Genomic DNA, 20,220 nt, shown 5'->3' on the forward strand with positions numbered 1-20,220 from the left:
GTTTTAGATTAGAAAGGAAGATCGTCTTCAGGGTTACTAGAACCACTCAACTCACTTGCCACTTCTGTATTCTGAGTAGAAGAATTTGAAGAGGAAGAATTCGTAGAACTTCCACCATAAGGATTTTCTGTTGGCATCGGAACGCCTCCATTATAATTTCCGTCTCCCATTTTAGCAGTAAATTGAAGGTCATTAGCTACAATTTCTGTTACATATTTTTTTACTCCATCTTGTTCCCAAGAGCGAGTTGAAAGTTTACCTTCTACATAAACTTTGTCTCCTTTTTTAAGTTTTTCTGCTTTTTCTGCATTCCAACGCCACAAAACGACACGATGCCATTCTGTACGTTCTTGCCATTCACCTGATTGATCTTTAAAATTCTCGCTGGTTGCAATAGATATAGTGGATACTTTTGTTCCATTTTCTAAGGTACGAATTTCAGGGTCTTGCCCTAGATTTCCTAATAAGATTACTTTATTTACTCCTGCCATACTTTAAAATTGATTTTAATACAAATTGATTGTAAAATAAACTAATAAAATTGATTTGATTTACTTCGTACTTAGAAACGGTTGTTTGACTAGCTTAAGTATAAATACTTTACTGAATTATAACGTAAAAATACAAAAAAATAATAGATTTAGAAAAGATGTGAGACTAAATAGTCAAGATATTTACTAATAAGCACAGGTTTTGGAATTTTATCTAAGTTTTGCCAATTTATTTCTTCTAAATTATATTTTTTCTTCAATTTATTCCAAAATTCTATTTGCTCTTTTGTATCCTTTATTTCTAAAGTATAAAATTTTGCATATAAGGTTCTATGAGAAAGTTGGTGTTTGAAAATGATAGATTCGTGAGTAGATTTCAGCTTGGATTCTAGATTCTGAATGCTCTCAAATTCTATGTCCAGTTTATCTTCCTTCAATTTATTTTGTAATTCCTTTACTGGCTCAAAATTCTTTTTGTCTTTGTTTAAAAATTCTATTACAAAAAAATCATTTAGTCCTTGCCAAATATCGCCTTCTTGTCGTTGTCGTATTAAAACTTTCTTTTCTGAATCAATTTCATTTTGCTTTACAAAAACAAAATAGTGCATAAAACGGTCTTTTACAACTGTTTTCTTTCCTTTTATGGGAAGTCTTTCTATCGAATTTTTCTCAAAGGCTCTACATTTTTCTTGCAATGGGCAGATTTTGCAATTCGGATTTTTGGGGACACATTGTAGCGCACCAAACTCCATAATTGATTGATTGTAAATAGCAGGTTCTTTTTTATCGATTAATTTTTGAGCTACTTCTCTAAATTCTTTTTTGCCTTCAGTCGAAGTAATATCTTTTTCTATTCCAAAAAAACGAGCCAAAACACGATAAACATTTCCATCTACAACAGCTTGTACTTCATCAAAAGCAAAAGAAGAAATAGCTGCTGCTGTATAATCTCCTACACCTTTTAGTTTTTTTATTTCTGTATAATTATTTGGAAAAACACCATTTAGTTCTTCTGAAATATATTTGGCTGCTGCATGTAAGTTTCTAGCTCTTGAATAATATCCTAAGCCTTGCCAAAGTCTCAAAACGGTTTGTTCATCTGCTGCTGCAAGCTGTTGAACAGTTGGAAAATGCTCAATAAACTTTTCATAATAAGGCATTCCTTGTACTACACGAGTTTGTTGAAGAATAATTTCAGAAAGCCATATTTTATATGGATTTTGAGTATCACGCCAAGGTAAATCTCGTTTGTTCTGCTGATACCAAGATATGATTGATTGAGAAAAAAATGTGTTCTTATCTTTTGACATTTATTTTTTAAGTTAAAGTAAGAGTAAGTAAACACAGAATTACAGATACAGTTTTGATAAAAAGTAATTTAAAATCAATAAATTTGTGAATAAAATAAGAATCTCAACGTTCTTTTTATAATTTTCCTAGGCTAAAACAAAAAGTAACATTCAACTACTATGAAATTAAGTTTTAAAATAAATAAAGTAAAATCTATAAATTGTATTTTATCTCTTTTTTTAATCTCGCTTTTCTATACTATTTCTAATTCTGTTTTAGCACAAGATAGTCGTTTTACACAGTTTTGGAGCGCACCCATGACTGTAAATCCTGCTTGGGCAGGTACAATTCCACATTGGAGAGCATCTGTTTTGTATCGCCAACAGTGGTATGGCGTAAATGGTGGAATTCAGTCTTTCTTTGGTGGATTTGATTATAACTTAGGAACAGGCAGAGGAGCTTTAGCAGGTTGGGTAAAACAAGACAGAGTGGGTTCTTTGAATGCAAATAATTTGGAGGTAGCTGCAATTTATTCGTATAAAGTTCAGTTTCAGAATGACTGGCAACTTTCAATGGCAGGACAATTTAGTTACGGACAAAGAAGTCAGGGAATGGATGGTTTGCGTTTTGAAGATGCCATGCTTAGTGGAAATCTAACACAAGAAGAATTTTCAAACTTCACACTTCGTTATCCTGATTTTGGGACTGGTTTTGTAGCTTATAATTCTAAAATGTGGATTGGTGCAGCAGCTTATCATCTTTTACAACCTGATATTTCAGTTTCAAATATAAGAGATCAGATTCCTATTCGCATTACAGCACAGGCAGGTTATAGAATTGCTTTAAATGATGAACATACACTTGTTCCTTCTGCCATTTTTCAATATCAAAGTCCATTTTTACAAGTTGATACAGGCATTAATTGGGAGTGGGACTTCTTATATGTGGGAGCTTGGTATCGTGGTTTGCCTACTCGCAGTGGTACACAGCTTTTGCCTTCCTCAGCACTTGCTTTAGTTAGTGGAGTAAAAGTAGAAAATTGGCAATTTGGCGCAAGTTATGATTTTGCTTTGGCTTCGCTTGTTAATGTAGGTGGAAGCTATGAAATTAGTCTTACCTATATGCCAAAATATGATTTGAGACGTTCGGCACGAGGAAGAGAAGAGGTAAAATGTCCGATTAACTTCAAATAAAATTGATAAGCTAGGAAAAGTATGAATCTTATCCTAGCTTATAAGAAACTACATTCCTAGATTAGAACAATCTTGTAATTTGATATTCTCAAATGTTTTGACTTGATTATTAAACTTAATTGTTACTAAATCAAAAGTTCCATATATACAATCAGCTTCTTTTTCTTCATAATTGCATTTACTTGTAGTTATTTCTAAGCCTTCTCCTTTGAAAGTATAAATTCCTTCATTGATATTTATTTCTGTGATAGAATAAGGATCATTTCCGATAGCTATTTCTCCTGTCTTATTTTTTTCATTGATATAACAAAGAATTCCTTCTTCATTTTCTAGGGCAACTCCTCCATACATATCAACATTATCACGACTAAAAACTGAAACATCAAAATCATTATTAGTTTGCTCTGAAGAAGAAGTGCTAGTTTCATTACTTATTTCAGATGTTTGTGTTTCTTCTAAATTTTGGTTCTCTTCTGTTTTAGTTTCCCTATTTTGACAAGAAGCTAAAAGACCAACTATAAAAAGCAAGACAATTATATTTTTCATTTTTTGAGATTAGAAGGTGGCTAAAAAATTTTCCAAAGCTAGATAGAAAGCAAATTTAAACAAAACAAATACATCAAAAAAGAAAGTATTTTTTTCTAAAAAGTAAAGTTTATCATTTAGTATTTCTCACTCTGAAAAATTATGTCTACTGGCGAAGTTATGAGGCTATTTTGATAGAACTTTGATGTAGTCTTTGCCCTTTTTTTCCTGTTATTAAGTTTTTGATAGAAGTCAGAAAAGGAAAAGATGGAACAGAAGCCATAATTTTTAAATCAGTAAGAAAATCAGTTTGTTCGTCTAGGAAAAGTAAAACTCTTTCGATAGAATTATTCTGAAACATATCCGTAAAAATACGTTGAATGTCTTTTGGATTACGTTCCATGATATTCAAAATCATTTTGTCGTAAGTTTCAAATTGCTTATTGAATTTTTCTTCATAATTAGGACTTCCAGTTTTTTTCCACGCCTCAACTCTACATTCTGCATCTCTATACATTCTCAAAAATGCATAACCCGTACTTGGTTTGGCTCTTCCTGCTTTTGTGCCTAAATAAATTATATTTTTTGTCTTTGGTTGCTCAAATTTAAAATCAGTCATCGGAATAACTCCATATTCTTCTTCTAAAACTCTAAAACCTTCTACTTTGAGTTTCGTAGCCATATAAGTTTCCAAGCGAACTTTATAAAGCTCTTTATTTTCTAAAAGTTCTCCAGAAAAAAGGGTATATTCAACTAAGGCTTTATTAGGAGAAAATGGCAAAACATATACAAACTCTACGGCATTTCGTTGTGGCAAACGCATATCAAAAAGTTGCGCAACTTCGGTATCAAAAACAACTTCATCCGTTTCAACAACATAACCAAAAAAGTGCTGTAATAAAGAATGATAATCATTGCTTTTTGGTGGAATATCTTCTTGTAGAAAACGAGAATCAAAAACATATTCAGAGTGAAAAGTCTTGTTTTCAAATTCTTCTGTTAATTTTACTTCTGCTTCTGTATCAGAAATTGATTTTACATCACTTACTTCTGCTTGCAAAAATTCTATATTTTCGAATTCAGACAACTTAGCATTGACAAAATTATAAAAATCAATCCCACGAATCATTTTATATTTGAGAGACTTTAGCGTGTCTATTTTATCTATTTTTGGAGCAATAAAGCGCACTTTTTGCCATTCTTTATAAACTAAAATATCAAAGTCTGTCTTTTTATTTGTCCAAAAAGACCATGAACGATTATTTTTGTCTTTTTTTTCTTTGTCAATAACTAGAATCTTTTTTTGAGATAAGGTTTCGTCTTTTGTCATTTTGTAGAGTAACATCAATGCTGCTGCGCCTCCTCCTGTAAAAATTATATCGTAATTCATTATGTATTTTAGATGAAAAAAAGTATTTATAAATATGGCTTCAAAACTGCTTTTCTTTTTATTATGTTTGGCTATATTCAAGCTAAAAATTTACTTTTAGATTACTTTTCGATGAACCTGTTCTTTTTATTGGTAAATAATTTAATTCTATGATAGACTTAGAAAAACTAAACCATTATTTTGGTATGTTTAAGGGCTTGGGAATGCAAGATTTGAAAGATTTATTTGCAAATACAAGCCTCAAAACACTTGAAATTTCTGATTTTTTTATAAAAGAAGGAGAACAAAAAAAACAAATTGCCTATATCAAAAAAGGGTTGATGCGTGTTTTTTCGGTTGATGAAAAAGGTGATGAAATAACAACTGCCATTCGGTGGGAAGATCAATTTATTACTTCGTATGATGTTATTCTGTATGCGCGTCCTTCTCGTTTTTATTATCAAGCCTTAGAAAAAACAGAGATTTTAATAATAGATTATGATTTGGTTCAAGGAATTATAGCCAAAAATCCAAAATTAGAACAAGGTAGATTATTTTTTTTGCACAATGTCCTCAAAGACTCTTTTGCAAGAATAGAATCATTTACACTCTATTCTCCTGAAGAACGTTATATAGAATTTGTCAAGTCAAAGCCCAACATTGTAAACCGAGTTCCTGATAAATATATTGCTACTATTTTGGGAATGACACCTGTTTCACTTTCCAGAATTCGAAAACGAATTGCTACGAAGGCTCAAAAAAAATAATTCTTTTTTTTCATTACTTATCTTTTGTTAATCTCCAAAGGCTCTCTTGTATAGTATATTTGTATAAATCAAATCAATCATAAGTCATTCATTATAAACTGATTGATAAGTTTATATACTCTAAAACAAACATACTATTATGGAAACTCAAGCCTTTTATTTTTCGCCTTATGTACCTCTTATTAGCAATCTAGTTCGCTACTTAATTTTTGCAGGGTTAGCTTTTTTGATTGTCTATAAATTATTTTCTAATGAATTTTACAAGAATAAAATTCAAAGTCGTTTTGCCCAAAAGAAAGATTTTTTGAGAGAAATAAAACACTCTATTTTATCCACACTTGTTTTTGGAATTATTGGTTTTGGCTTTATTTATTCTTCCCTTGGAGAGTATTCACAGATTTATGCAACTATGTCTGATTTTCCGTTGTGGTGGTTGCCTGTGAGTGGTTTTTTGGTACTTGTGATTCAAGATACTTACTTTTATTGGATGCACAAAACGATTCATTCTCCCAAATTATTCAAGCGCATTCATCGCATTCATCATCAATCTATCAATCCTTCACCTTGGGCTGCTTATTCTTTTCACTTTGTAGAAGCTATTCTTGAAGCTGTGATTATTCCGATTACACTTTTTATTATTCCTGTTCATCCTTTTGTTATTCTTGCAGTTACTTTTATTTCTTTTTGGTTTAGTGTTTACGGACATTTAGGATTCGAAATTACTCCAAAATGGTTTAGAAGCTCATTTCTTTTTGAAATCATGAATACTTCGGTTTATCACAATCTTCATCATGCCAAATTCAAAGGAAATTATGGACTTTATTTTAGATTTTGGGATAGAATAATGAACACAGAAAATCCTGATTATGTAAAAGAATTTGATAGAATTCAAGAAAATCGTTTTGAAAAAAATGTATCCTATATTTTGAACTTGGATAGCATACATCAAAAGTAGAATTTTCAGAAATATTCTTTTTAGTTTTTTGTTATAAGACAGCCGTACCAAAATAAAGATAGAAGATTTGGTACGGTTAAACTCATAGATACCAGACTCTAAAACTATTTCTTACTTTTTGCTTGCTTGAAATAATATTTGCTTTTCTTTTTGTGTAAGCGACTCATAACCAGAAGCCGAAATTTTATCTAAAATTTCATCAATTGTATTTTGTTCTTCAGTAGATTTTTTTGCTCGTGCTTGTTTTTGTTGATTATATGCTTCATCACTAGCAGCACTTCCACCTCTATAAGCCTTCATTTTAGGTTTTCTTTTAAAAATATTCTGAAAGAAAGTAACAAAACTCACAACAGGCTTGCTCCAATCATTTCCTTTTCTATATTGCACCACAAATAAATAACCCATCAAAGCACCTCCTAAGTGTGCCATATTGCCTCCTGCATTTCCACCAGCTAATGATACAAAAGACATAAGAACAACAGCCAAAGCAATCCATTTTAAACTCACTTCTCCAAAAAAGAGTAATCTCATTTTTGTATTAGGAAGTAAAGTAGCTGCTGCTACCACTACAGCATCAACTGCTGCTGATGCACCAATTGCTCCTGCCATGTGAGGCTTGAAAGCAATAAAATAAGGTACTAAATTGTATAACATCAAAAATGCAGTTGCTCCTGCAAATATTCCCCATACATAAACACCTAGAAGTCGATTAGAACCTGCTTCTGAAACAACAATATTTCCAAACCAATAGAATATCAACATATTAAAAATAATATGTAGTGTATCTCCTAAAGAATGGGTAAATGCGTGAGTAATTAATGTCCAAGGACGATATAATACGTCCATAAAATCTGCTGGTAGATATAATGCTTTTATAGCAAAATCTTGTAAAGCAGGAAAACCACCAAATTTAGAAATAATTACTATAGTTGCAAATAATAGATAAACAGCTACATTTATCATAATGATTCGCATTACTACATTATTTGATTTACTCCATTCATATTGTAATCTATCTCGTAATTCCATTTTATTTTTATTTTTATTTTTATTTTTTAATACAAAATTTTATGAGTATTAATTGCTTTACTATTGTTGAGAGTGCATAACAAATTGTCGCACCAGTAATTTGTATTTGTAGGGAAAAGGCATGTGTTTTCCCAAAATAGTCATTTATAATTTATTTAGAGCTACCAAATTTCCTACTGAGTAGGGAAAGGCGTGCCTTTTCCCTACATAAAAATGTTGATATGCCAACCAACGACATAAAATATTAATTCCACCTCATCGGTTTATCGCTTTTCCCCCACAATTTAACCAAAATAATTCCAAATATAAAGCCTCCAATGTGTGCAAAGTGGGCTACATTATCCGTTGGATTGGCTTGATAAATAGCATAAATTTCATACAAAGCATATCCAAAAACTAAATATTTGGCTTTTATCGGAATAGGTGGAAAAAGTAAAACTAATTTTATATTGGCAAAGACAACCCCAAAGGCTGCCAAAATACCGAATACTGCACCTGATGCACCAACAGTTTGAATATTTCGTTTTGCATAAGCAATATTATCAACCAAACTTGTTGCGTTACTAACATAAGATTGATTAGTCGGATTTTCTTCAAAGTCATTTATAAAACTTCGTATTTCAGCAGAACGGTCATAGACATAAAAACCTTCTCCCTTCATAAATGATGTGAATTCAGCAGGAGTTGGATGTGCTTTAAACTCTTCTACTTGTATTTGCATATTCTGAACTTCCCAAGCACTTACACCCACATGCAAAACAGCAGCTCCCAAACCTGCAATCATGTATAAAGCAAGAAAGCGTTTAGAGTCAAAATATTCTTCCAAAGGAGGTCCAAAAATATAAAGAGCATACATATTTCCCAAAATATGCCACAAACCAGCGTGTAAAAACATATGTGTAACAAGCTGATAAGGTGCAAATGTTTCTGCTCCAAAATAACGTAAAGCAAACATTTCAGATAAATCTATTCCATAATTCTGTAAAATATATTGCAGAGCAAAAATAGCAATATTAAGAATCAATAATACTTTTACAACAGGTGTTAGTTTAGACATATTTCTTTATTTTATGTAGATTCTAAGTGTTTTGAAAAACCTTAGGGTCTGTATATTTTGTTTTAGATTATTACTATTTTTTATCAAAAAAGGTTTTCATTATTGCTCAACCATTTGATAACTTATCATTATTTAGCTCTTTCATTGAATTTCTTACCATTCTACCAATTCCAAAAATAGTAATTACAGTTAGCAATACAATTATTATTTCTGAATACGGAAAGTCACTTGTTGTTTCATTTTCTATCAAACTCTTTAGGTTTTGTGCTCTTGTGCCTACATAGATTGCAAAAAGAGTTCTGGGCATCATTCCTATAAAAGAACCTATCAAAAACATCTTCATTGGAAAACGAATGGCAGAAAGCACCAAATTCATGACTGAAAAAGGCAAGACAGGCGAAAGTCTTACTAAAATAATCAATTTCCAGCTTTTTTCTTTCAAAGAAGTCAAAAAATGGCTTACTTTTGGCTTTTCTAATAGATTTTTATGAATTTTTTCACCTTCCAAAAATAATCCCAACTGATAACCTGTATAAGAAGCAATCAAATAAGAACCAATCATCAAAGGTGTTCCTTCAAAGCCTAAAAAATAACCTGTCAAGAAAGCCATCAATGTAGTAGGCATAAGCGCAAAACCCATCAAAATACTAACTCCCAAATATAGAAAAAGCCATTGCCAAAAATTCCATAGTAGAAGTTCACTTTCAAAATACAAAAGCAATACCGTAATGCCTGTACTTGCCAAAATGGGTAATAAGGCTGACAAAATTACCATGCTGATGCTACGAATATGTTTTTGTAATGTGTTTATTGTTTTTTTCAGGAATTGCATCAAAGAAAGGCAAATAAAATAAAGTGTTAAAATTTTATTTCTTTCTAACTAACTAATCAAACCTATGTTTGTGCATTTTATAATTTTCAAAACTCAAAAATTTTGTCGTACTTCAATTTTGGAAAAAAATATAAAAAAAACAGAGTGAAATCTCCTATAAAAGCATCTTTATTTATTTTTTCAATCATAAGAATTACTCATTTAGTAATTTTTTTGAGTGGTCTTTTTTTTGTGTTATTTCCTGTTTTTTCATTTGCTCAACAAACTATAAATCTTGATTCTAAAAAAACACTTTCTCAATATATTTTTAGAAAATGGACAACTGAAGAAGGATTACCTTCAAATGCTATTATAGATATTATTCAAGACCAAAAAGGATATATTTGGATAGCTACTCATGATGGGTTAGCTCGTTTTGATGGCGCAAAGTTTACCCCCTATACAGTCAAAAATACACCTATTATTCGCTCTCATGCTATTCGCTCACTTTTATCTGACTCAAAAGGAAATGTTTGGGTAGGAACACAGCGAGGGATTTTGAAATTTGAAAATAATGAATTTAGTGTTCCTATAGAGTTTAATATTTTAAATGAATACAATATTGAAGCAATTTATGAAGATAAAAATGGAATTGTTTGGGTAGGAACAAGTACAAACGGTATTTTTTATTATCAAGACGAACAGTTTAGACCTCTAAAAGAACTTCGCCTATATTTACAAGGAGCTGTGGCTTCTATTTTTGAAAAAGATGATGCACTTTACTTTACATCTCTTCGGGGTGATATAGTACGCTATAAAAACCAACAAATAAGCCGAATAATAGATTTTGAACAGACAAGAGGAATTTCATTTGCCAAAACAATCAATACAACTACATGGGTAGGAACAGAAAACGGGTTAAAACTATTACAAGGAGATTCTTTAGCTGATTCTCCTTACAAAAAAATAACGGCTATAAAAGATGCATCTGATATTTTGGAAGACCAAAATGGTTTTTATTGGATTACTTCTGAAAATGGATTATATCGTTTTAATAAAAAAACAAAATTACTAGAGCATTACAACGAAGATCAAGGTCTGTCTAGTAATATTCTACAAAAATTATTAGTGGATAGAGATGGTAATATTTGGATTGCTATGTTTAGAGGTGGACTTGCCCAGATTTTAGATGGAAAATTTGTTAATATTAGTCCTAGTGAAGGGCTTTGCTCTAATGTAATTTACTCTATTGTACAATTTACACCTGATAAATATCTTATTGCTGGAGAAAGTGATTCTATTTCTATTTTATATGGAAATACTGTCAGAAATGCAAAATTACCTTTACAGCTTCCAAGCCAGCGTATTCGTCACTTACTTTTTGATAGAGATTCTAGTCTTTGGATAAGCACCTATAATGGTCTTGTCAAAATTACACGAGAAAATAAACATAAAATTTACGGATTAAACGACGGACTTTTAGATGACCAAGTTCGTATGACTTTTGAAACAAAAGACTCTACTTTGTGGATAGGAACACGAAGAGCAGGGCTTTTTTATCTTACAAACCAAGACTCCTTCAAAACAGTAAGTAAAAACTTAGCTTCGGAAACCATTATGAGTATGGCAGAAGATAAAACAGGAAATTTTATTGTTGGAACTAAAAGAGGGATTTCTTTTATAGAAAACAAACAAATTGTTAAACAGCTTTGGACACAAAACGGACTCGCAAGTAACATTGTTTTTTCAATTTTTGTAGACGATAATAATATAATTTGGTTAGGAACAGATTCAGGACTTACACGCATAAAAGGAGAGCAAATTACAAATTATGATGCCAGTTCTGGATTGTGTGAAGGAACTGTTTTTGATATTTTAGAAGATAGAGAGGGTTATTTTTGGTTACCTTGTAATAATGGTTTAATGCGAATACAGACCAAACAACTCAATGATTTTGCAGAGAAAAAAATTGATTTGGTAGATTGTCGTTTTTTCAATCGAACAGATGGAATGAAAAGTGACCAAATGGTCGGCACAGGAAGAGGATTAGTAGATTTGAAAGGGAATGTTTGGTTTCCAACTTATAGTGGAGTTGTTCATATAAATCCATCTTCTATTACAAAAAGAAAAAATGAATCTCAACCTATTTTTGAAAAACTAGAAACTGATGAAAAAACTATTTATGATTTTAATAAAGATATTTCTTTAGAAGCAGGAACACAGTATTTGACTATTTTCTTTACAGCCTTTGATTATACAAACTCCCTTTCACTAGACTTTAAATATCGTCTTGATCCTTTTGATAAAGACTGGATAAATTCTCAAAATCAGCGTAGTGCATCTTATACCAACCTTCCTCCTAACGAATATCGTTTTGAAGTAATCACTAAAAAAGGAGATGGAACTTGGAATGATGAAAATCCTGCCATTCTAAATTTTGTAGTAAAACCTCATTGGTATCAACGATTAGGCTTTCAAGTAGGTGGTGTTTTGGGTGTGATTCTTCTTTTCTTACTTATTTATTATCTTAGAAATTTACAGTACAAACGAAATCAAATTTATTTAGAAAAAGAAGTTTCCAACCGAACAGAAGAAATTGTAAAACAAAAATCACAGCTTCAAATACAAAAAGAAGAGTTACAAGATACTGTTCAACGACTCAATCAAACCCAAATTCATTTGGTTCAATCTGAAAAAATGGCAAGTTTGGGACAGCTTACAGCAGGAATTGCCCATGAAATAAATAATCCCATAAATTTTGTTTATGCAGGAGTAGATGCTCTTCAAACTACCTTAGATGAACTTATGGAACTTATGTTTTTATATGAAGAATATGAAGTATTAGAAAAATCAGAGAATAATACAGAACAAGCTCAAAAAGAAAATCAACAAAAGAAAAAAGAAAAATTTAATCAAATATTAGAATTAAAAACTCAAATTGAATTTGAGGAATTAAAAGAAGATTTGAATCAACTTGTAAAAGATATTCGATATGGAGCACACCGAACTAGCGAAATTGTAAAAGGTCTGCGTACTTTTTCTAGGTTAGATGAAGTAGAACTTCGTTGGGCAGACTTACATGAAAATATTGTGGCTACACTTGTTATTTTGCGTCCTCAATACAAAGATCATATAGAAGTAGTCAGAAATTTTGATAGTGGTATTTCTCAAATAGAATGCTTCCCAGGTAAACTCAATCAAGTTTTTACAAATATTATTGCAAATGCTATTCAGGCAATAGATGAAAAAAGAGAAAAAGAAGATATTAAATTACCTCAAAAAGATAAAATCATTATTTCTACTCAAAAACTCTCCCAAGAAGAATCTCCTTTAAATATCAAAACAGCTAAAGTTTCTATTCAAGATTCTGGAAAAGGAATGAGTGAAGAAACACGTCAAAAGATTTTCGAACCTTTCTTTACTACAAAAGGAGTCGGAAAAGGAACAGGTTTAGGACTTTCTATTAGTTTTGGATTAATAGAAAAACATCAAGGAAAGATGGAGGTAGAAAGCAAAATGGGAGAAGGAACTACATTTTTGATTTATTTACCTATTGATAGAAGTGAAATTTTGAGTGAATAAAAAAACCTCTATCTACTTTTTCAAATAAATAAAGGTCTAAATTTTTCTTTGCTATTTTTTTTATACTGTCAAGTGTCCTTCTACGCCACCATCCATTTGCTCTCCTGTCATTGCAGAAGCTACAATTTTTAACATAGAAACAATTTTTCCATCTTTTGTATCCCAATAATAGGCATCTTCTGGAAATACTTCAATGATTGTCAAATTTGGATCATCTTTTCCTTTTGGAAACCATGCTTTTGCTAACGGATCCCAAATTTCATCAATTTTTTCTCTGTTTTTTGAAATGGTTGCTTTTCCATAAACGCTCATAAATTCGCTGTCTGAAACTTTTGAAAACATAAGTTGAACTCTTGGGTCTAATAATATTTTTTGATTGTGGTCGCTATCTGCTGCACTCAAAAATAAAATATGCCCATCTTCTGATACTTCTTGTGCTGTCATTGGACAAACTGAAAATGGTGCTTCTGTTAGATTGGTAGCAAACATGCAAATTCGTTGGTCTTTCACAATTTCTTGCATTTTGCTGATAGCTTTCTTGTCGATAAGATTTTTTACTTCTCCCATAATAGGTGTTTTGTATTTAGATTAAAAAAAATAGTTTAAAAAATATTCTTACATATTAAACAAAATATATTTAACATTTCAGATAAATAATGAATGTGTGTCTTTTTGCTATTATAAACAGACCAATACAATAATAGTTTTGATTTTCTATAATTTAAGACGTTAATAAAAATCCTCCCAACATTATGTTATTGCCTTTTGGATATTTTTCAATTCTTATTTTTATTGATGGTTTTGTAAGTCATTTTTTATCTCATTGCCAAAGCACTTTTTAAATTTTTGGGAAATACGATAAATAATTCTCCTAGATTTATTTTTCTATTTTATTCATTCTAACTACTCTAAATGCAGATTTAAACTTAAAATTTGTGAAAGAAATATTTTTTTTTTGAACACTTTTTAAGAGTTGGTGTTTCATAAAGAGAACCAGTTAAAACTTCTGATATTTATTTTTTTAAACTCTTATTTTTTTATCAAATCTGTCACTAAATTTGCTAGATGCTTAGCCGTAAAAATACCGTTTTTTACTACCCAATTTTATTGATATAATTACACAAAAACGTCATTTTTAGCTAAAAATTATCAATTAAATAAACTCTCTTAAAATGTACTTTCAAGAATTATTAAAATATACTTCTCTCAGAATTTAGTATATTTAACTTTTTGAAAGGAATTTTTCATTTCAGACAACTTTTTAATCAATCAACTTTTATTTAACCGAAGTTTTATACTTCATTTAATCCAAACCCTATTTTTTGTTATGCAAAAGAACAAGTCAATTCGCAAATGGTATTTCCGTTTAAATTTTTATTTAATTATTCTTTTAGGAATGGGAACTACTCTAACTACTACAAGTTGTAAAAACAAACAGAAAATTGCAGCAGAACAAGCTGCAGCTGAGAAAAAAGCAAAAATTGAAAAAGCAACAAAAGACTTACAGGCACTTTTAAACGATACTTCTATGTCTGCTGAAGAGCGTCAGAAAAGAATTGATGCTATCAAGAAAATGAATATTGATGATGCAACTGTAAAAGACCTTATCGCTCAAGCAGAGCAAAGTGTAAGAGAGCAGCGCATTAGAGAAGAAGAAGAGAAGCGTCAGAAAGAAGCTGAAGCTGAAGCAAACAAGAAAAGTAAAACTATCAAAGACTTCTTCTCAGAAATTGCTAATGCAAGTGATGCAAATGCAGCAAACTCTTCTATCCAAAATGCACTTAAATTATTTGCTTCTCCACAAGCTCCTGTTTTGATTATCATTGCAGAAGAAGGAGGAGAAAAAGATTATGACGAGCCAACAACTGCTGAAAAATACCTTAACTTCATCAAAGACCAAAAGAAAATGAATCACAAAGTAGTGAGCATTGGCACAGATGAAAACGGCAAAATCAAACTTTTAGAACTTAGTAATTAATACTTGTTGATTAGCTAAAAAGCTAACAACAACTATTGAATAAATTGTGGTTGATATAATTATCAGCCACAACTGAGTTTTGATTTTTGGCACAGTTTTTTGATTTCTAAGTTATTATTAGACTTCATTATCTAGTTATTATCATTCAATGAGTAACTGCATTTTCAGTTACAATGTCATTTTTTAAACTTTTAAATCCATTATTTGAATTTCACTCATTATTTTTAATACAATGAAAAATATTAATAAACTTCTCTTCTCATTTTTATTTGTTTTTGCTTTCATGGCAGTAGATTCTTCTGCTTCTGCTCAAACAAATGCAGACCTTAGTCCTACTCGTAAACGTGCGATTGACTCTCTTGCTTTAGAAAAAGTAAAAGATTTAAGTCGTTATATTTCTCTTATCGGAAACAAATCTACTCAGTATTCGGAAGCTATGCGTGTCATTGACCGTGCAATGGAATTATTTTCTGATGGCGCAGAAATGGGAGTTTCTTCTGTAAACTCTAAAGCAATTCGTTATTATGGTGTTCGTAAATATTTTGACCGTTTGATGGCTCTTAATTACGATCAAGTAGAAATCGATTGGTTTAATATTCAGTATATTTCTGACTTAGAAAAACAACCAGACGGACGTTATGTAGGTGTAATTACTATCTTCCAACGTTTTACAGGTAAATCTGCCGATGGTTTGGTTCAATATTCTGATGTAACTAAGAAAGATATTACAGTTTATGTAGAACGTAAAAAAACTATTATTGCAGGTCGTGAAATCGGCTTTTGGGATGTTCTTTTAGGTGATGTTCGTGTAAGCGAAACAAAGAGAAACTAGACAAATTCAATTACGAATTACGAATTATTAATTACGGAAGTCCTGTAATTTTTGATTTGTAATTCGTAATTTATTTTTTACACAAGCTATTTTTTATTTCAATTTGTAATTGAATTACTGAAATTCTTGATTAGCTATGCTAATGTATTTAATTGGTAATTCGTAATTCGTAATTTATGATTGTATTAAAACGTATTTTTTCAACTTTTCTTTTGGCATTGGTTTTCCTTTTGCCTTTTTCTGTTTCTGCACAAATAGGTAATTATTTGGGTGATGAATCTGATCTGTATGCTGCCACCAAGCAAATGAATCAGTTTTTTAGACGTTTTAATCATGAGGAAGATAAATTAGGAAATAAGTTTGATCCTAGTAGTAAAGAATTTAGAAATAACTCAGATAGAAAAGACTATATAAATATACTTTTTGATGGACAAAATAAAGCTGTTCCTCAATCTGTAAAAGATGATTTTGTCAATCAGGTTACTAACTCAAGCAATCCAACATTTTTAGAGTTTCATGGTGGAAACTGGTTTGCAGAAGTAACTACTCGTTTTGTTTATGAAGGTAGAGAACAAGACTTGACTCTTTTTATGAAACTCCAAGAAGAAAGAGTTGGCTCAAAATGGGTAATCAGTAATGTTTACTTTTCGCCTTTTGCTAAAATAATGGGAAAAGATATTCAAGACCCAAATAAGTTTTTGCACCCACTTAGTCATGAACTAGAATTTATGAATCTAAGAAAGATATTTGATGAACCTCAAGAACTCAAAGAAGTCAAAAATTATGTTGAGGTAAATCATAAAACAGATTATGTAACACTATTTTTATATGAAGTGGCTCGTAATGCACTACAATTCAAAACGGTTACAAATGTAAAATTTCACTTTTTTCAAATAGATAATTGGTATCTTGAAGTTTCTCGTTTCAATCGTGGAGGATACAACAATGGTTGGCTAATTTCAAATTTAGCTCGCTTAACTCCTGATAATAAAGATGTTTTGTTAAATTATATTTATTCTAATGGTAATTAATTTCCGTTCTTATCTCTTATGCCTTTTATTGGCATTTACTACTACTACTCTTTTTGCTCAAACAACTAAAAACACAGGCAAAAATGACAAAGACAAAAAAACTCAAGGCGAACAAATTGAGCCTGAAAAGTTAAAAGAATATGAAGACCGTGTACGTTCTTTGGTTTCTTTTATGCAGTTCATGTATAATACATTAGGCGAAGAAGAGTCTTCTGTTCGTGATAAAGAAACAATTGTCAATCAAAGTTTTCAGAAAATTTTTAAGGATAAAAATGTTCAGGTTGAAGATGATTTGATAGATAAACGTGATTTATGGATGAACAAAAATGTACAATCTTATTTGAAAGATATTGACTTTTTTTATAAAAATGCAACTTTTAAATATACTGTAAATAGCATTGCTCATAGAGTTGCTCCTGATGGAACAATCTTTTTTACTGCCACTACAAACCGTGCTTTAGAAGGAACAAATTTTAAAAATGAAAAGGTAAAAAATAACCTTCCTCGTTATATAGATATGAGTTATGATGTTGAAAGTCAAGATTTAAAAATCATTAGTATCTATACAAGTCAAGCTAATGAGACAGAAGTTTTGCGTAGCTGGTGGAACGATTTGCCTGCTGAATGGTTAGCTGTTTTTAGTGAATACGTAACTATTCCTGTTGGTGATTCAATTTCTAATAGTCAGCTTCATTCTATTGTAGGAATGGAAGTTTTGGATATTAGTAATAATCCAACTGTAAAAGATATTCAGCCTATTAGCCGTCTTATGAAACTCAAAACGTTTAAATGTGCAAATACACAGGTTTCAAATCTTTTTCCACTTCGTAGCATTACAAATTTGGAAGTCTTAGATGCTTCTAATACACCAATACAAGACCTTTTAGCTCTTACTTATGCAACCAATTTGAGAGAATTGAATGTATCAAATACAAAGGTAAACGAAATAAAAACACTTGAATATCTAACTAATTTGGAGCGTTTGGATCTTTCTATTACTGGTGTAAATTCTTTAGAAGCTCTTGGAATGGTAGATGGAAGTTCTTTGAAAGAACTTAGAATTTCAAAAACAAAAGTAGCCAATCTTGATCCAGTCAAAAATGTTTCTACTTTACAATTCTTGGAAGCCTCTTTTACTCCTCTTACTTCAATTGCAGCACTTTCTGAAACAAAAGAACTAGAACGTTTAGATATTTCTAATACAAACATAAGCAGTTTAGAACCACTTTCTAAATTAGAAAAATTACGTTTGTTGTATGCAAATAATACTAAAATTACAAGTTTGAAACCTCTCATTTCTATTGCAGCATTGGAACGTGTCTATTGTGATAATACAGGCGTAAAATTAGGACAAGCACAAGAATTGACTCAAACTAAATCAAATGTTTTGGTAGTCTATGAATCGGAAGCTCTGCAAAATTGGTGGAAAAATTTATCTTTCGATTGGAAAGAAGTTTTCAAAACAGCAAGTAAACTAACACCCTCAAATCCAACAAAAGAAGAATTAGCAACACTTTCAAGAATCACAAAAATTGATGCAAGAGGACAATCTGTCAAAACAGTTGAGCCACTTCGTATTTTTGAGAGTTTGAAAGAAATTAATATCAGTAGAACAGGAGTAAGCGATATCACAGCACTTCGTGACTTGATTGCTTTGGAAGTTTTGGAAGCAAATAATACCAAAATTTCAGATGTTTCGCCACTTCAAAGTTTGGCAAGATTAAAAAAATTAGATATTGAAAATACTGCTGTAAGTGATATTTCTACGCTTCAAAATCTAACTAACTTAGAATTTATTTATGCTGATGGAGCTGCTTTGAAAGATGAATTAGTAGCTGCTTTTCTGAGTAAAAATCCTTCTACTGTCGTGATATATAAGACAGTTACATTGAATAATTGGTGGACAGGACTTTCAGAAAGTTGGAAAACAGCTCTTAAAAAACACGTAAAAATAGAGACACAACCCAACAAAGAACAATTACACGCCATGATTTATTTAGAATCAATTAATCTTGATGGAATAAGTGATATTCGTGATTTGCAACCTTTACAAATGTGTGTTCGTTTGCGTGAACTTAGCTTTGTTCGTACTAGTGTGAGTAATCTATCTCCTATTAAGGATGTCAAAACGCTTCGTATTTTGCGTTTTTCTGAAACACCCGTTTCGAATCTTGAGCCAATTACAACACTTAAAGATTTGGAGCAATTAGTTTTTGAAAACACTCCAGTAGAAAGTCTTGAGCCAATGGGAGCATTCAAAAAACTCAAACGCCTAAACTGTGCAGGAACGCAAATCAGAACTGTAAAATGTTTAGAACCTTTAAAAGAACTTACTGAACTATCTTGTAATACGACAAAATTGCGTAACCTTAAAGGTTTGGAAAATATGAGAAAATTAGAAATTTTGCGTTGTTATAATACCAAAATTTCTAAAGGAAAAGTAGATGATTTTAAAGAGGATCACCCACGTTGTGAAGTGATTTATTATTAGAAATTATATTTTCTCTTTAAAATCAAAAATCCTTATTCACTATAAAAGTTGGATAAGGATTTTTTGTGTTTTATAATTTACTTTCTTTCAATTCTTCATCTTGCTTAGCTGCTTCTCTAGCCAAACGGTCAGCTTCTCTCAAAACATCTAATTGCCTATATTCTCCTGTTAGCTCTTTAGTAATCTGTAATGCCTGAACGCTAGATAATTTGTGTCCTGCACTTACAAAAATTGGTTTTACATTTTCTCGGCTTCGATACGCATAGCCAACAATTTCATTTTGATTAATTATGTCTTCTTCTAAATAAATAGGCAAACTACTTCCTTTTTCTTTAGACAAAGTTCCATCATATTGTACTAAAGTATCTTTAGCTACTCCAACAGACATTTTTTCCAGAACCAAACCAACATAAGAAGCCAAGCCAAATTTTCTTGGGTGTGCAATTCCGTGTCCATCTATAAGCAAAATATCAATATTTATATCAAGTTCCTTTTCAGCCTCATTGACTAATTTGATAATAATATCTCCTTCTCTAAATGCAAAAAAACTAGGAATATAAGGAATAGTTGCTTCATATTTCTTTGCAAATGTGTGAAGTATTTTTCCCTTTCTATCAAAAATCACAATGGCAGCAAAGCCATTTTCGCCTTCATATTGTACATCTATTGCTCCCAAAATTGCATCTTTATAAATAGGCTCAGCATCCATAGGAATCCAAACACTAGGCGCAAGTTGATTCTGAAAGTTAGTCAGTTTTTTTATTAATTCCTCGTTATTTTCCAAAGTAAAAAGTTTTTTGTGAGTTTAAATTATAGCTT

17 protein-coding genes are annotated in these 20,220 nt (G+C 31.0%); 8 read left to right on the forward strand and 9 right to left on the reverse strand.

Going from position 1 to position 20,220, the window contains the following annotated elements:
- Nucleotides 1–8: 8 nt before the first annotated feature.
- Together V9L04_RS06530 and mutY are read right to left on the reverse strand one after the other, a co-directional pair.
- On the reverse strand, nt 9–491 hold the full coding sequence (locus V9L04_RS06530) for a single-stranded DNA-binding protein (protein ID WP_338793280.1): 483 nt from the start codon (nt 489–491) through the stop codon (nt 9–11).
- A 149-nt stretch (nt 492–640) separates the two neighbouring features.
- A complete protein-coding gene (gene mutY, locus V9L04_RS06535; protein ID WP_338793281.1) occupies nt 641–1,801 on the reverse strand; it encodes an A/G-specific adenine glycosylase in 1,161 nt (386 codons plus the stop codon).
- Nucleotides 1,802–1,960: 159 nt separating this feature from the next.
- Here mutY and V9L04_RS06540 point away from each other — a divergent pair, with 159 nt between their 5' ends.
- Nucleotides 1,961–2,974 (forward strand): PorP/SprF family type IX secretion system membrane protein, encoded by a 1,014-nt coding sequence (locus tag V9L04_RS06540; RefSeq protein WP_338793282.1) that lies wholly within the window; start codon nt 1,961–1,963, stop codon nt 2,972–2,974.
- Between the two features lie 48 nt (nt 2,975–3,022).
- Here V9L04_RS06540 and V9L04_RS06545 read toward each other — a convergent pair whose 3' ends face one another.
- Both V9L04_RS06545 and V9L04_RS06550 read right to left on the reverse strand, forming a co-directional pair.
- Nucleotides 3,023–3,520, reverse strand: coding sequence for a hypothetical protein (locus V9L04_RS06545; protein WP_338793283.1), 498 nt, complete (start codon nt 3,518–3,520; stop codon nt 3,023–3,025).
- Nucleotides 3,521–3,677: 157 nt separating this feature from the next.
- Nucleotides 3,678–4,889 (reverse strand): lycopene cyclase family protein, encoded by a 1,212-nt coding sequence (locus tag V9L04_RS06550; protein ID WP_338793284.1) that lies wholly within the window; start codon nt 4,887–4,889, stop codon nt 3,678–3,680.
- A gap of 149 nt (nt 4,890–5,038) precedes the next feature.
- On the opposite strand from V9L04_RS06550, the gene V9L04_RS06555 reads away from it, so the two are divergent.
- Nucleotides 5,039–5,635, forward strand: coding sequence for a Crp/Fnr family transcriptional regulator (locus V9L04_RS06555; protein WP_338793285.1), 597 nt, complete (start codon nt 5,039–5,041; stop codon nt 5,633–5,635).
- Between the two features lie 139 nt (nt 5,636–5,774).
- The gene (locus V9L04_RS06560; RefSeq protein WP_338793286.1) at nt 5,775–6,590 is read left to right on the forward strand and encodes a sterol desaturase family protein; all 816 of its coding nucleotides are present in this window, start codon (nt 5,775–5,777) and stop codon (nt 6,588–6,590) included.
- Between the two features lie 111 nt (nt 6,591–6,701).
- Here V9L04_RS06560 and V9L04_RS06565 read toward each other — a convergent pair whose 3' ends face one another.
- From V9L04_RS06565 to V9L04_RS06575, 3 genes are all read right to left on the reverse strand, one after another.
- A complete protein-coding gene (locus V9L04_RS06565; protein ID WP_338793287.1) occupies nt 6,702–7,619 on the reverse strand; it encodes a rhomboid family intramembrane serine protease in 918 nt (305 codons plus the stop codon).
- 244 nt (nt 7,620–7,863) lie between these two features.
- Nucleotides 7,864–8,676 carry a rhomboid family intramembrane serine protease gene (locus V9L04_RS06570; RefSeq protein WP_338793288.1) on the reverse strand — a complete coding sequence of 271 codons (813 nt, stop codon included), beginning with the start codon at nt 8,674–8,676 and terminating at the stop codon, nt 7,864–7,866.
- Nucleotides 8,677–8,782: 106 nt separating this feature from the next.
- A complete protein-coding gene (locus tag V9L04_RS06575; protein WP_338793289.1) occupies nt 8,783–9,442 on the reverse strand; it encodes a VTT domain-containing protein in 660 nt (219 codons plus the stop codon).
- 210 nt (nt 9,443–9,652) lie between these two features.
- On the opposite strand from V9L04_RS06575, the gene V9L04_RS06580 reads away from it, so the two are divergent.
- Complete coding sequence (locus V9L04_RS06580; RefSeq protein ID WP_338793290.1) at nt 9,653–13,069, forward strand: two-component regulator propeller domain-containing protein; 3,417 nt, start codon at nt 9,653–9,655, stop codon at nt 13,067–13,069.
- A 60-nt stretch (nt 13,070–13,129) separates the two neighbouring features.
- Here V9L04_RS06580 and V9L04_RS06585 read toward each other — a convergent pair whose 3' ends face one another.
- The gene (locus V9L04_RS06585; protein ID WP_338793291.1) at nt 13,130–13,636 is read right to left on the reverse strand and encodes a pyridoxamine 5'-phosphate oxidase family protein; all 507 of its coding nucleotides are present in this window, start codon (nt 13,634–13,636) and stop codon (nt 13,130–13,132) included.
- 760 nt (nt 13,637–14,396) lie between these two features.
- Here V9L04_RS06585 and V9L04_RS06590 point away from each other — a divergent pair.
- The 4 genes from V9L04_RS06590 to V9L04_RS06605 all read left to right on the forward strand — a co-directional run bounded on the left by V9L04_RS06590 (nt 14,397) and on the right by V9L04_RS06605 (nt 19,401).
- Nucleotides 14,397–15,047 carry a hypothetical protein gene (locus V9L04_RS06590; protein ID WP_338793292.1) on the forward strand — a complete coding sequence of 217 codons (651 nt, stop codon included), beginning with the start codon at nt 14,397–14,399 and terminating at the stop codon, nt 15,045–15,047.
- A 232-nt stretch (nt 15,048–15,279) separates the two neighbouring features.
- Entirely contained in the window at nt 15,280–15,879 is a 600-nt protein-coding gene (locus V9L04_RS06595) for a hypothetical protein (RefSeq protein ID WP_338793293.1), read from the forward strand.
- 176 nt (nt 15,880–16,055) lie between these two features.
- Nucleotides 16,056–16,910: a hypothetical protein gene (locus V9L04_RS06600; protein WP_338793294.1), complete on the forward strand. Its 855-nt coding sequence runs from the start codon at nt 16,056–16,058 to the stop codon at nt 16,908–16,910.
- Nucleotides 16,900–19,401, forward strand: a complete 2,502-nt coding sequence (locus tag V9L04_RS06605) for a leucine-rich repeat domain-containing protein (RefSeq protein ID WP_338793295.1) — start codon at nt 16,900–16,902, stop codon at nt 19,399–19,401. The genes V9L04_RS06600 and V9L04_RS06605 overlap by 11 nt, the downstream gene beginning before the upstream one ends.
- Nucleotides 19,402–19,471: 70 nt before the next feature.
- Here the strand turns inward: V9L04_RS06605 and V9L04_RS06610 are convergent, their stop codons facing one another.
- On the reverse strand, nt 19,472–20,185 hold the full coding sequence (locus V9L04_RS06610; protein WP_338793296.1) for an endonuclease V: 714 nt from the start codon (nt 20,183–20,185) through the stop codon (nt 19,472–19,474).
- Nucleotides 20,186–20,220 lie beyond the last annotated feature (35 nt).

It is taken from the genome of Bernardetia sp. MNP-M8, from assembly GCF_037126285.1.
Lineage (GTDB): Bacteria > Bacteroidota > Bacteroidia > Cytophagales > Bernardetiaceae > Bernardetia.

Coding starts and splice junctions, on each gene's coding strand:
- V9L04_RS06530 (WP_338793280.1), bottom strand. CDS start 491: ATGGCAGGAGTAAATAAAGTAATCTTATTAGGAAATCTAGGGCAAGAC.
- mutY (WP_338793281.1), bottom strand. CDS start 1,801: ATGTCAAAAGATAAGAACACATTTTTTTCTCAATCAATCATATCTTGG.
- V9L04_RS06540 (WP_338793282.1), top strand. CDS start 1,961: ATGAAATTAAGTTTTAAAATAAATAAAGTAAAATCTATAAATTGTATT.
- V9L04_RS06545 (WP_338793283.1), bottom strand. CDS start 3,520: ATGAAAAATATAATTGTCTTGCTTTTTATAGTTGGTCTTTTAGCTTCT.
- V9L04_RS06550 (WP_338793284.1), bottom strand. CDS start 4,889: ATGAATTACGATATAATTTTTACAGGAGGAGGCGCAGCAGCATTGATG.
- V9L04_RS06555 (WP_338793285.1), top strand. CDS start 5,039: ATGATAGACTTAGAAAAACTAAACCATTATTTTGGTATGTTTAAGGGC.
- V9L04_RS06560 (WP_338793286.1), top strand. CDS start 5,775: ATGGAAACTCAAGCCTTTTATTTTTCGCCTTATGTACCTCTTATTAGC.
- V9L04_RS06565 (WP_338793287.1), bottom strand. CDS start 7,619: ATGGAATTACGAGATAGATTACAATATGAATGGAGTAAATCAAATAAT.
- V9L04_RS06570 (WP_338793288.1), bottom strand. CDS start 8,676: ATGTCTAAACTAACACCTGTTGTAAAAGTATTATTGATTCTTAATATT.
- V9L04_RS06585 (WP_338793291.1), bottom strand. CDS start 13,636: ATGGGAGAAGTAAAAAATCTTATCGACAAGAAAGCTATCAGCAAAATG.
- V9L04_RS06590 (WP_338793292.1), top strand. CDS start 14,397: ATGCAAAAGAACAAGTCAATTCGCAAATGGTATTTCCGTTTAAATTTT.
- V9L04_RS06595 (WP_338793293.1), top strand. CDS start 15,280: ATGAAAAATATTAATAAACTTCTCTTCTCATTTTTATTTGTTTTTGCT.
- V9L04_RS06600 (WP_338793294.1), top strand. CDS start 16,056: ATGATTGTATTAAAACGTATTTTTTCAACTTTTCTTTTGGCATTGGTT.
- V9L04_RS06605 (WP_338793295.1), top strand. CDS start 16,900: ATGGTAATTAATTTCCGTTCTTATCTCTTATGCCTTTTATTGGCATTT.